Consider the following 11587-nt stretch of genomic DNA (forward strand, 5'->3'; position numbering starts at 1 on the left):
ACCAGCAGGAGGCCGCCGTAGCCCTGGGCATTCCCGCCGGCACGGCCCGGTCCCGGCTGCACCGGGCACGCCAGGCGATGCGAGAGGCGCTGGGCGCCGACATCGAGATGGGGGAGTGATGGACGAGATCACCGTGTTGCGCGAGGCCTTCGACCCGGACGCGACGCCGTCTCCGGCGGCGCGGGAGCGGGCCCGGTCGGCGCTGCTGAGCCGGATGGACGCACCGGTCCGCGCCACGCGCAGCCGGCATTGGCGCCTGCGCGTCCCGATCGCGATCAGCGTCGCCACCGCGACGGCCGTCGTGGCGGCCGTCGCGGTCACCGACCACGGCGGTACGGCGCCGGCGGGTCCCGCCGCGCGGCAGGAGAGCACGCAGGCGGGGAGCCCGCAGGTCGACCGGCCCGCCGCGGTGCCCTACCTGCGCCCGGTCAGCGCCGCGCAGTACCTGGAGAACGCGGCCTGGTCGGCGGAGCGGCAGACCTGGGCCGACCCGGATCCGAAGCAGTTCATGTACGTCGAGACCAGCGAATTGCGCAACCCGCGCGGTTACGAGAACAGATACCCGAACGGATCGCTCGTACCCGGCAAGGCGAAGTACCGGAAGGTCCAGGTGTGGACCCGCGTCGACGGCCAGATTCAGGGCACGATGCGCAAGGGCGGAATCGAGGTGTTCGAGCAGAACAAGGACGGCGTGGTCTTCTCCCATCTCGATTGGTCCCACGTCGTCGCGCTGACGACGCCGGACAAGGTCCGGACATTCGCCGAACACCCCAAGGGCCCGATCTGGGTGGAGCCGAGCGCGCTGATCGGCCAGTACGTGGTGCCCCCGGCGGTTCAGGCGGCCATCTTCCGTTACCTGGCGCAGGAGCCGGGCATGAAGGTCAACCTGGACGCGGTCAACATCGACGGCCGCCCGGCGATCGGCATGGGCCGGATCCTGGAGGGCTACCTCTCCCAGGAGCTGCTGTTCGACAAGGAGACCTACCGGCTGATCGGCGAGCGCCTGATCGCCGTGCGCGACGAGGTCAAGGACTTTGACGACGGCACCGCCGTCACGCGCAAGGGCGACGTGCTCCGGCAGGTGATCTACAACAAGATGATCATCGTGGACGCGCTCGGCGACACGGAGTAGATCGGCCCGTGGGACGGGTGTCCCACGGGCCGGCGGTGTCGGTCAGGCGGCGATGGACGGCAGGAGCACCTCGGCCGCGTCCCAGATCCGGGTCGAGTTGTGCGAGTTGAAGGCCCCACCCGAGTAGTAGGTGTTGTTGCGGCCCTGCAGCGCGTTCAGCCGGCGGTAGAAGCCGCCGGCGATGGCCTGCGGCGTGACGTGCAGTTCGAACGGGGTGTGGCTCTTGAACACCTCGAGGTCCTGGAAGACCAGGGGGAAGGTGCCGGCCGTCGCCACCCGCTCGATGTCGGCCCGGATGTTGCGCCGGACCTGGGCCTCGGGCAGCGGCGTCGTGCTGCCGTACTTGACGTTGTACAGGCCCGGTACGGCGGTCGGGCCGATGCCGTAGATTCCGGGCAGCGGCGGCAGCTGGAACGGCGTGCTCGCCGCCGCGTTCGCCAGGTCGACGCCCGCGGGCAGGCCGGACAGGCGCACCACGCCGGTGTAGTAGGCGCCGCTGATGAACTGGCCGAACACGGTGCGCTCGGCCGGGTCGAGGTCGAACCCCGCGAAGTTGCGCAGCAGCGGCGGGATGGTGACGACCAGCTTGCGGGCCAGGATCAGGCGCGGGCCGTCCGGGGTGGCGACCAGCACCCGCACGCCGGACCCGGTCCGCTCGACCCGCAGCACCTGCGTGTCGAACAGCACGTCGTCGCCGAGGTGCGCGGCGGCGCGCTCGTACAGCAGGCTGTTGTTGTGTGCGGTCGTGGTGAGGAAACTGCCGCCGAGAATGTTCTTGACGACGCCCTGGCCGAAATTGTTGATCGGGTAGAGCGCGGGCAGGTCGAGTACGTCGCCGAGGCCCTGTCCGAACTGGAACACGAGCGGCACGACAGAGCCGAGGTTGTACTTCGCGACGAAGTCGCGGAACGGCGCCACCAGGTCGGCCGGCACCGGGTCGGGCAGGTCGTAGAACGTGTCGACCGGGCCGAACTGGCTGATCACCCGGTAGTACTCGGGCAGGGCGGCGGGCGGCGGCTGGGTGTATTCGACCTTCCGCCCGGTACGGAAGTCGACGTAGGTGGTGTTCTCGCGGAAGCCGCCGGGCGTGGTGAGGCCGACGCCGAACCGGTCGAAGTAGTTGCGGACGACCGGCTGATCCTCGAAGACGACGACGCCGATGTCGATGGTGCCGCCGGTCGCCGGGTCGTGGTGTGTCTCGCAGTGCCCGCCGAGGCGGTCGGTGGCCTCGACCACCGCGACGCTCTTGCCGAGGTCGCCGAGGCGCACCGCGAGGTAGGTGCCGGCGGAGCCGCCGCCGATGACGCACACGTCGCGGCGGATCACGTGCTTCGCGTCGATGCCGTCGGTGGCCTCCTGGGTGGCCGCCTCGGCGGCGGACCCGGTGAGCGTTGTCGAAACGGTTCCGGCGGCCGCCGCACCCATAAGACCGAGCATTTGTTTGCGTGTCATTCCCACTGGCGGATCCCCTTGTCAACCGGAGCAGCTAGACGAGGTACACCCTAAGCGTGATCAGTCGACATTGGAGGTTCAAAGGCGTGAATGGCCGTTAAGACGGTCCGAACGCGCTGGTGGTACAGGCATGTACCGCAACCGGTGGAGGGGCGGGATAACGTCCCGTCATGACGCCACGACGCAGCGCTGATCCCGGAATCGGGGAGCGCATTCAGGAACGCCGCCTGCTGCGCGGCTGGAGCATCCGGTACGCCGCCAGCCGCGCCGGAATCTCGCACGCCACCTGGAGCCGGATCGAGCGGGGGCGGCAGGCGGCCGACAACCGGTTCACGCTGGCGGACATCGCGGCGGCGCTGGACTGCGCACCGGCCGAGCTGACCGGCGTCCCGGTGCCGGCGGGCGACCGGGACGTGGTCGCCGCGCAGGCCGCCGTGCACGCCGTCCGGCAGGCCCTGGTCGACGTCGACCTGTCCGAGCCGGAGACCCGGGGCACGGCCCCGGTCGCCGACCTGGCCCGCACGCTCGCCCTGCTCGACGCGCTGCGGCAGGCGTGCGACTACGCGGGCGCCGCCCGCCTCATCCCGGACCTGCTCCGCGACCTGCGCGCCGGCACCGCCGGCCCGGACCGCGAGGCCGCCCTGCGGCTGCTCTGCGACGTCACGTTCATCGCCGTCTCGGTGCTGCGCAACCTCGGCCGCCCGGCCGACGCCTGGCTCGGCGCCGAACGCTGCCGGGACGCCGCCGAGGCCACCGGCGACGTGGTGCTGCGGGGGTACGCCGCCTACGCGCGGGCCTGCGCCGCCGCCAGCTGCGGCTCCTATCAGCGGGCCCTCGCCGTGGCCGGCCGCGCCGTCGACGAGCTGCGCGGGCACGCGGGCCGGCCGGGCGCCGCCGAGGTGCTCGGCTCGCTGCTGCTGGTCTGCGCGATGGTCGGCCGTGGCCTCGGCCGGCAGCAGGAGGGCCGGGCCTTCGCGGCCGAGGCCGGCGAGCTGGCCGGCCGCACCGGCGAGACCGCCACGATGGGCCTCTACTTCGGCCCGACCAACGTCGCCATCTGGCAGATCGGCATAGAGGCGGACGGCGGCGATCCGGGCCGGGCCGCGGCGATCGCCCGCGCCACGAACCCGGCGGTCATCCCGGCCGGTTTCCGGCAGGTGTTCTACTACGCCGACACCGCGCGGGCCCTGACCCGGCTGCGCGGCAACGACGCCGCGGCGATCCGCCTGCTGCTGACCGCCGAGCGGCTGGCGCCGCAGCACGTGCACACCTCGGCCATGGCCCGCGAGACCACCCGCGCTCTGCTGGACCGCGCGAACCGCCGCACCGGCGGCACCGAGCTGCGCGCCCTGGCCGGGCGCCTAGAGATCGCGGCCTGACCGAATTGCCCGCCCACCGATGATCGACTAGCCTTCCCCGGACATTCGATACGGGGGATCCATGTCCACATCGCTCCGGCGTGCGCGCCGGTCGCTCTCCGCTGCCCTGCTTTGCACTCTCGCCACGATGCCGCTCGCCGCCACCGCACACGCCGCGCCCGACCGCCCGGTCACCGTCAGCGACATGTCGGTGACCCTGGTCGGTGACCGGCCGGCGATCGCGAGCATGACCGTACGCAACAACGGGGACGCGCCGGTGCAGGGCTTCAGCCTCCGCCTGCGGCAGCTTACCTTCCCGATCACCGTGGACGGCGACGTCGTGAACTGCTACAACGCCCGCGACGACCGCCCGCCCGCCCTTCCTTTCACCTGCCTCTTCCCGGTGACACTCGCCGCGGGCACCGAGTACCGGGTCGAGCTGCCGGTGCGCGGCAGCGAGGGTGACTGGCCGGGCGAGTCGGTGTACGAGGACTTCCACGTCGACTCCTGGAGCGACGCGGCGACCGGGAAGTGGCGGGAGCTGGCGAAGAACGCCGGGCGGACGCTCGAGCTTGCGCCGCCCGCGGCGCCCATGCCGGCGGCCTCCTTCGAGGACCGTGGGGAGCCGATCGGCTACGGCACCGGGTTCCTCCGGGCCACCCAGCGGCCGAGCCGGAGCCCGGACCTGGCCGCGGTGGCCGAGCGGGTCACGGCGCGCCCGGGCGAGACCGTCCGTCCCGGGGCGGGCGTGCACAACGCGGGCACGGTCGCGCTCCGCCCGCACGTCAACAACGAGTTCGACAGCCACCCGCCGCTGAAGCCCTCCTTCAAGATCACCGTGCCGGACGGCGTCACCGTTGTCGAAGTGGCCGACGACTGCGACCGCGACCCGGACAGCTTCGAGCCGACGGGCGACCCGTTCGGCGACAAGAAGGAGTTCATCTGCTACGGCATTCCGTGGCACACGAGCCCTCTCAAGCCCGGCGACCGCTACGTTCCCGGCTTCGCCCTGCGCCTGGACCGCGACGTCCGTGACGCGGTCGGCACGGTCACGGTGGTCATCGACGGCGACGACAACCCGGCGAACAACACGGCCGAATACGTGATCAACCCGACGTCCCCGGCTACCACGGCCCCGGCGACCACCGCCCCGACGACCGCCGGCGGTGGTGCCGGCGAGGGCGGCCTGCCGATCACCGGCCCGTCCGCGACCGGCGTCCTGACCGCCGGCCTGACCATCCTGCTCACCGGCGTCGCGCTGCTCGTCGCGACCCGGCGCCGCGCGGCGCGCGCCGGCAGCTGACCGCCGGGCTCGCCGCCTTCCGGGCCGGCCGATCCCTCCCGGATCAGCCGCCCGGGAGGCGGCGCCCCCGAGCCGTCGAACCGGTCAGGGCCGGCACCGGCACCCGGATCACCACGGTGCGGGCCAGTTTGTCGTGTATCGCCTGATGGCGGCGGTCCACCAGGGCCCAGGCCGCGCCGAGCGGGAAGTACGCCAGCACCAGCGCGCGGATCAGGGCCGACAGCCAGGGCAGCGGCCGTTCCCGGGCGGCGACCACCCGGATGCCGAGCACCGCCATGCCGGGCGTCCGGCCGGCCAGCGCCCAGAAGAGCGCGCAGTAGACCGCCATCAGGGCCGGCAGGATCAGCAGGTACGACACCGCGACCGCGTGGGCCAGCTCCCGGGTCCGGCTGCCGATGAACGCCGCGATCAGCATCGCGATCAGGACGCCCCCGCTGTAGACCAGCGTGACGATGACGGCGTCCAGGGCGTACGCGATCGATCGGCTCACCGCGCCGGCGTATTCGCGGGCGGCGGGATCGGTCATGCGCCGTCGACGAACGGCGGTGCGGGTGCCGGCCGGGGGCCGCGATGGAACATCCGGAAGGTCAGGCGGTCGACCGCCGAGTCGCCGTTCGCCGCGCCGGTACGGATGCGGCCGATCAGCTCATCCACCATGGTCTCGCGCTGGCCCTGTATCAACGCCTGGATCCGGTCCGGCTCCTTCTCCAGCAGCCCCAGCACGTCGTCCAGGATGCCCCGGACCAGCGGGCGCAGCACCCGCTCGAGCTGGGCGTCGACGAACCAGTTCACCACCGGCAGGGTGGCGGCGGCGGTGACCGCGGTGTGCGCCGCCTCCGCGGCCCGCTTGCGGCGCAGCTCGCGCTCGGCGGCCCCGCGCGCGGCGAGCTCGCCCAGCCAGCGCTCGCGCTGGGCCGCGACCCGGCGCAGATCGGCGAGGAGCCCGGCGGTGGACTCCTCGGCCTGGTAGACCGCGCCCGCCGCGACGTCGCGCCACCGCAGGCCCCGGGCGGGCGGTGCGGGCGGTTCCGCGGCCGGAAGGTGTGTCACAACGATTGGCTGCTCGGACTCGATGGCCGTCATTCGTCCACGGTGCCCGTCGACGCGCCCGCGCGGGCCATCCCGTACGGGTGAGTGTGCGGCGACGATTCGGACACCGCGCGTGAAAGCCGACCTCGCGTACCGTCTTCGCCATGGCAGGTTTCGAGCTCACCCCGGTCGGCCGGGTCGAGTCTGAGCTGACCGACCCGGCGACCGCGCCCAGGCAGGGCGACGAGGGGTCGCCGCCCGCCTGGCTGATCTTCGACGCCCGGTACGCGGACGCCCTGCGCGACATCCGGCCCGGCGACCGGCTGCTGCTGCTCACCTGGCTGGACCGGGCCGACCGCGGGGTCCTGCGGGTGCACCCGCGCGACGACCCGACCCGCCCGCTGACCGGGGTGTTCAGCACCCGCTCGCCGGACCGGCCCAACCCGATCGGCCTGCACCAGGTCACCGTCCTGGCGGTCGGCGACCTGCGCCTGCGGGTCGCCGACCTGGAGGCGCTCGACGGCACCCCCTCCTCGACGTCAAACCGGTTCTGACGCCTACGGCAGGCAGGTGACGTTGACCTGGGCGCGGAAGAGGTGTCCGAAGTGGGGATCGTTGAACACCTCGAAGATCTGCGGCTCCCCGGACAGGGTGCAGGCGCCGTAGAAGCCCATGGACTGCGCCGAGTTCTGCGCGTCGTCGAACGCGCCCTGCACGGCGTTCTGCGCGGTCAGGCCGCGTCCCGCGCCGCAGAACAGCGGGCTGGCCGCAGCCGGTCCGGCGGCCAGCATGACCAGCGCCGTAGCGCCCGCCGCCGCGGCGAGCCCCGCGCCGGCGCGGTGGCCCCAGCGAAGATTCATCGATGTGCCCCTCTCTCTTGGCTGTCCATGGGGAGTACACCGCGGCGGCCCGAACCGTTCAGCTCTATCGACGGAATGGCCCAATGACGCAGTACGTGATGCCGCCGGAGGACGAGCCGGACGTGCCACGCTGCGAGGAGAAGTACAGCCGGTCGCCGGCCGGGGTGAAGGCCGGTCCGGTGATCTCGGAACCGCTCTGGCCGGTGATCCGCAGGAACACCGACACCTTGTCGTCGGGGGTGATCATGCAGATCTCCATGTTCCCGCCGTCCTCCGCGACGTACAGGTCGCCGGCGGTGGAGCCGGTGACGTTGTCGACGCCGGTCAGCGGCGCGGTGCCGGGGCTGACCAGGCTGTCGTCGTAGGCCAGTTCGTAAGTGCCGCTGAGCAGGTTGACCTGCCAGACCCGGTTGTCGCCCTTGGTGGTGAACCAGACGGTGTCGTCGGCGTAGTGGCAGCCCTCGCCGCCGTTGAACGCCTTCGACCCGGACACCTGGCGCCGGGTCGCGGTCGGCGAGCCGTCCGGATCCGGTACGGCGGCCCAGGTGAACGAGCCGGAGGTGGCGGTGCCCGCGCGGAGCACCTGCAGGGTTCCCGCGGACAGATCGCCCCACGTGGTGGGCACGAACCGGTAGAACCTCCCGTCGGTCTCGTCCTCGGTCAGGTAGATGACCTGTCGTACCGGATCGGCGGCGGCCGCCTCGTGCTTGAACCGGCCCATCGCCGGACGCGCGACGGCCGTGCCGCCCAGCGGGTACGTCTCGTACACCCGGCCCAGCGAGACCTCCTCGCACGACAGCCAGGTGTTCCACGGCGTCTTGCCGCCGGCGCAGTTGGTGTTGGTGCCGGACAGGATCCGGGAGGCGCCGACCACCGCTCCGGTGGAGGAGAACAGGATCCGGGACGCGCCGCCGCCGGCGGCCGCGCTCACCTCGGAGTTCGACACGTAGATCCAGCCGGTGCCGTTCGGGATCACCGCGCCGCCGTCGGGCGCGTCGTGCCAGACGTACGACGTCCCGGGCACCGCCTGCCGGGAACGGGCCACTATCGAACTGGTGAAGCCGGCGGGCAGCGCAATGCCGTTGGCGTCGGCCGCCAGCAGCGGGCCGTACGGCCCCGCCGCGTTCTGCGCCGGCGCGCCGTACGCCGCCGACCAGGCGGTGAACGGCAGGGCCAGCGTTCCCGCGCCGACCACGGTCGCCCGCAACATCGTTCGCCGATCCATAGAACCTCCTTGATGGGTCCCAGGATCTGAACTCGCGCGGCTTGACGGTTGCGGTGCTGCGGATGAACGCCGGCGGATGGTTCCGGGTGCGTCCGGTGTCCTCGGGCGGATCATGCTGCTTTACACGTTGACGCATGGCTATCTACGATCGCCAGAATGGCTGGAGCGGAGGGGCAACGGATGCCGCCACCGGTCCCGCAACGGCCGCCGACGCTCGACGAGGTCGCCGAGCGCGCGCACGTCTCCCGCACCGTCGCCTCCCGAGTGATCAACAACGGTCCGCACGTGTCCCGCGCCAAGCGCGACGCGGTCGAGAAGGCGATCCGGGAGCTCGGGTACACGCCCAACCGGACCGCGCGGGCCCTCGCGACCCGCCAGACCGGCGTGGTGGTGCTGGCCGTCTCCGGCGAGGGGCCCGAGCTGTTCGCGGACCCGTTCTTCGCGCAGGTCATCGTCGGGGCGTCCGCCGCGCTGGAGAAGACCGACCTGCACCTCATGCTCAGCCTCGCCACGCCCGGCCACGGCCGGCAGCGGCTGCGGACCTTCCTGCAGACCCGGGGAGCGGACGGGGTGATGCTGGTCGCGATGCGCGGCCACGACCAGCTGATCGACATCGCCGCCGAATCAGGACTTCCCACCGTCTTCGTCGGGCTGCCCCTGCACGGGACGCCTCCCTTCTACGTCGACGTGGACAACGTGGGCGGATCGCGGGCGGCGACCGAGCACCTGCTGCGGAGCGGCCGCCGCCGCATCGCCATGATCACCGGACCCGCCGACACCGCCGTCGGCAGGGATCGGCGGCGCGGCTACACCGAGGCGTTGCTGCTGGCCGGGCTCGAGCCGTACGCCACCGAGCCGGGCGACTTCCTGGAGGCGAGCGGCGTCGAGGCCATGCGCGCGCTGCTCGGCGCGCATCCGGACCTGGACGCGGTGGTCGCCGCCAACGACAACATGGCGGCCGGTGCCCTGCGGGTACTGCGCGAGGCCGGCCGCACGGTGCCCGGCGACGTGGCGGTGGTGGGCTTCGACGATCTGCCCGTCGCGGTGCACACCGAGCCGAAGCTCAGCACCGTTCATCAGCCGGTCCAGGCGCTGGGCCGCGAGGCCGCCCGCATGTTGACCGAGCTTCTGGACGGCGGGCAACCGGAGTCGTTCATCCTGCCCACCAGATTGGTCACCCGAGAGTCGGCCTAGCTTGGCAGGAACGGCCCCTCACCGTGGTCGAAAGTGGTGAGGAGCCGTTTCTCGCCGCGCTACATCCCGGTCAGGGTGCGATCTCGGTCCACTGCTGGCGTCCGGTGGTGCTGCCGCAGAACTGCATGATGACCGCCCTGTTCACACCCTGGCTGGCCAGGCAGAGGTGTCGGCCCTGCTGGGTCCAGGCACCCTTGTTCTTGTAGGTCCTCGTGCCGTTGCCGTTGGTGAAGATCTGCCACAGCTGGTAGTCGCCGCTGTTGCAGCTCAGGAACCAGGCCGATTCGGCGCTGTGGTTGCCGCGGCTGTCGAGGCAGCGACCATATCCGTTCTGGATCTTCACCTGAGGCTGGCCGTCGTAGGTGCCCTTGTCTTCGATCGTGAAGATCTCCATGAGGCTGACGTTGCGCAGCCACGCCTCGGACGCCGAGCCGGCAATCCCCGTGCCCAGGTCGGCGGGGCTGAACTCCTTGTTGCGCAGGCCCCGCTGACGGTCGGCGGCGAAGGCGGGCGCCGTCATGGCGACGGCGGCCAGGATGCCGACGGCGACGGCGGCGGTCAGGGTGCGGGCTCTCGAAAAACGCATGTTGTTCCCCCGTGGTGCGTGTCGATGACGCCGAAAGCGTATTGATCATGTCCGTATCCCGCCGTCCGGTTTGACGTGACCCAGGGCACACCTCGGAAGGTCCGGCAGTCGGCGTCATCCTGGAAGCGCTTCCAATTTGGAGGCTACGGTTCGCTGTACGTCAATGTAAAGAACTGGTTTCCCGGGCCAGGTCGACGGCGGCGAGGTAAGCCCTTTCCTGCCGGTAGAAGCCACAGCATCCTGCATGAATCCCCAATGAACACTTGACATCGCTCGTAACACGACCGCAAACTCTGCCATAGACGCCGCTGGATGGAACGGCCTGGAAGCGCTTCCGAAATGCTTCCTCGATCATCCGGAGGTCGACGTGTCCACACGCGACAGCTCGGCTCGGGCGCCCCCGCTCGGGCGCACCCGATCAGTCGCTCGCCGGTCCCCGCCGGCCGCACCGTGTGCCATCCCCCTATCCCCCCGGTTCGCCGTACGCGAGACGGCACCCCGCACGGCGAAACCTGTACCGAACCGGAGACGACAGTGCGCAAAACCGGATTCCGCGCCGCGATGGCGCTCGCCCTCACCACCCTCGGCATCGCCGCAACCCTGTTCGGAGCCGGCGCTCAACGCGCCGAGGCGGCCATCGGCGGCAGCTTCGTCGACAACCTCAACGCGTTCGACACGGGCCGCTGGCACAAGGCCGACGGCTACAGCAACGGCAGCATCTTCAACGTCGGATGGCGCGCCGACCACGTCTGGCACAGCGGCGGCGTCATGGGCCTCAACCTGGACAACCAGCCCTGTCCGGGCGGCTGCTCCGGTAAGCCGTACGCCTCCGGCGAATACCGCACCAACGACCTGTTCTCCTACGGCCGCTTCGAGACGCGCATGAAGGCCGCCAAGAACCCCGGCATCGTGACGTCGTTCTTCACCTACACCGGGCCGAGCGACGGCCAGCCCTGGGACGAGATCGACGTCGAGATCCTCGGCAAGAACACCACCCAGATGCAGGTCAACTACTTCACCAACGGCGTCGGGGGCCACGAGACCATCATCAACCTGGGCTTCGACGCCGCGGCCGGCTACCACAACTACGCCTTCGAGTGGTGGAACGGCGGCACCATCAACTGGTTCGTCGACGGACGGCTGGTCCACCAGGAGAACGGCTCGCGCGGGCCGCTTCCCACCCACCCGCAACGCATCATGATGAACCTCTGGCCCGGCATCGGCGTCGACGGCTGGCTGCAGCCCTTCAGCTACCCGGGCCGCACGCTGACCGCCACCTACGACTGGGCCAGATACACCAGGTACTGATCCGAACAGGGCGTGGGGGGGGGGGGGGGGGGGGCCGCCCCCCCCCCCCCCCCCGGGGGCCGGGGGGGGGGGGGGCCAGTAACAAAACACACCATGTGTAAAAAAGCCGGGCCCCCCGCCCCCCCCCAGCCACAAGGGAA

At 71.4% G+C, this 11587-nt stretch carries 12 protein-coding genes and 1 pseudogene; 7 read left to right on the forward strand and 6 right to left on the reverse strand.

Annotation, left to right across the window (positions count from 1 at the left end; translation table 11 throughout):
• Positions 1-5 precede the first annotated feature (5 nt).
• Positions 6-119: pseudogene (locus ACIBSW_RS18475) on the forward strand (sigma factor-like helix-turn-helix DNA-binding protein); the annotation flags it as partial.
• Positions 119-1132 (forward strand): hypothetical protein, encoded by a 1014-nt coding sequence (locus tag ACIBSW_RS18480; protein WP_354727986.1) that lies wholly within the window; start codon positions 119-121, stop codon positions 1130-1132. The pseudogene ACIBSW_RS18475 and the gene ACIBSW_RS18480, both read left to right, overlap by 1 nt.
• 42 nt (positions 1133-1174) lie before the next feature.
• On the opposite strand, the gene ACIBSW_RS18485 is transcribed toward ACIBSW_RS18480, so the two are convergent.
• Positions 1175-2584: an FAD-dependent oxidoreductase gene (locus ACIBSW_RS18485; protein WP_354727988.1), complete on the reverse strand. Its 1410-nt coding sequence runs from the start codon at positions 2582-2584 to the stop codon at positions 1175-1177.
• 170 nt (positions 2585-2754) lie between these two features.
• On the opposite strand from ACIBSW_RS18485, the gene ACIBSW_RS18490 reads away from it, so the two are divergent.
• Both ACIBSW_RS18490 and ACIBSW_RS18495 read left to right on the forward strand, forming a co-directional pair.
• The gene (locus ACIBSW_RS18490; protein ID WP_354727990.1) at positions 2755-3963 is read left to right on the forward strand and encodes a helix-turn-helix transcriptional regulator; all 1209 of its coding nucleotides are present in this window, start codon (positions 2755-2757) and stop codon (positions 3961-3963) included.
• A 127-nt stretch (positions 3964-4090) separates the two neighbouring features.
• The gene (locus tag ACIBSW_RS18495; protein ID WP_354727992.1) at positions 4091-5245 is read left to right on the forward strand and encodes a hypothetical protein; all 1155 of its coding nucleotides are present in this window, start codon (positions 4091-4093) and stop codon (positions 5243-5245) included.
• Between the two features lie 43 nt (positions 5246-5288).
• Here ACIBSW_RS18495 and ACIBSW_RS18500 read toward each other — a convergent pair whose 3' ends face one another.
• Together ACIBSW_RS18500 and ACIBSW_RS18505 are read right to left on the reverse strand one after the other, a co-directional pair.
• Complete coding sequence (locus ACIBSW_RS18500) at positions 5289-5771, reverse strand: RDD family protein (protein WP_354727994.1); 483 nt, start codon at positions 5769-5771, stop codon at positions 5289-5291.
• A complete protein-coding gene (locus tag ACIBSW_RS18505) occupies positions 5768-6295 on the reverse strand; it encodes a hypothetical protein (protein WP_404799377.1) in 528 nt (175 codons plus the stop codon). Before ACIBSW_RS18505 ends, ACIBSW_RS18500 begins: the two co-directional genes overlap by 4 nt.
• A gap of 143 nt (positions 6296-6438) precedes the next feature.
• On the opposite strand from ACIBSW_RS18505, the gene ACIBSW_RS18510 reads away from it, so the two are divergent.
• Positions 6439-6828: an SAM-dependent methyltransferase gene (locus ACIBSW_RS18510; protein WP_354727998.1), complete on the forward strand. Its 390-nt coding sequence runs from the start codon at positions 6439-6441 to the stop codon at positions 6826-6828.
• 3 nt (positions 6829-6831) lie between these two features.
• Here ACIBSW_RS18510 and ACIBSW_RS18515 read toward each other — a convergent pair whose 3' ends face one another.
• Positions 6832-7134 (reverse strand): hypothetical protein, encoded by a 303-nt coding sequence (locus tag ACIBSW_RS18515; RefSeq protein ID WP_354728000.1) that lies wholly within the window; start codon positions 7132-7134, stop codon positions 6832-6834.
• A gap of 64 nt (positions 7135-7198) precedes the next feature.
• On the reverse strand, positions 7199-8359 hold the full coding sequence (locus tag ACIBSW_RS18520) for an alkaline phosphatase PhoX (protein WP_354728002.1): 1161 nt from the start codon (positions 8357-8359) through the stop codon (positions 7199-7201).
• Between the two features lie 156 nt (positions 8360-8515).
• Between ACIBSW_RS18520 and ACIBSW_RS18525 the strand changes: the two genes are divergently transcribed.
• Positions 8516-9553 (forward strand): LacI family DNA-binding transcriptional regulator, encoded by a 1038-nt coding sequence (locus tag ACIBSW_RS18525; protein WP_354728004.1) that lies wholly within the window; start codon positions 8516-8518, stop codon positions 9551-9553.
• A gap of 70 nt (positions 9554-9623) precedes the next feature.
• Here the strand turns inward: ACIBSW_RS18525 and ACIBSW_RS18530 are convergent, their stop codons facing one another.
• Positions 9624-10139 (reverse strand): ricin-type beta-trefoil lectin domain protein, encoded by a 516-nt coding sequence (locus ACIBSW_RS18530; RefSeq protein ID WP_354728006.1) that lies wholly within the window; start codon positions 10137-10139, stop codon positions 9624-9626.
• A 534-nt stretch (positions 10140-10673) separates the two neighbouring features.
• Here ACIBSW_RS18530 and ACIBSW_RS18535 point away from each other — a divergent pair.
• A complete protein-coding gene (locus ACIBSW_RS18535) occupies positions 10674-11447 on the forward strand; it encodes a glycoside hydrolase family 16 protein (RefSeq protein ID WP_354728008.1) in 774 nt (257 codons plus the stop codon).
• The last annotated feature ends 140 nt before the right edge of the window (positions 11448-11587 follow it).

This window comes from Actinoplanes sp. NPDC049668 (assembly GCF_044465445.1).
Lineage (GTDB): Bacteria > Actinomycetota > Actinomycetes > Mycobacteriales > Micromonosporaceae > Actinoplanes.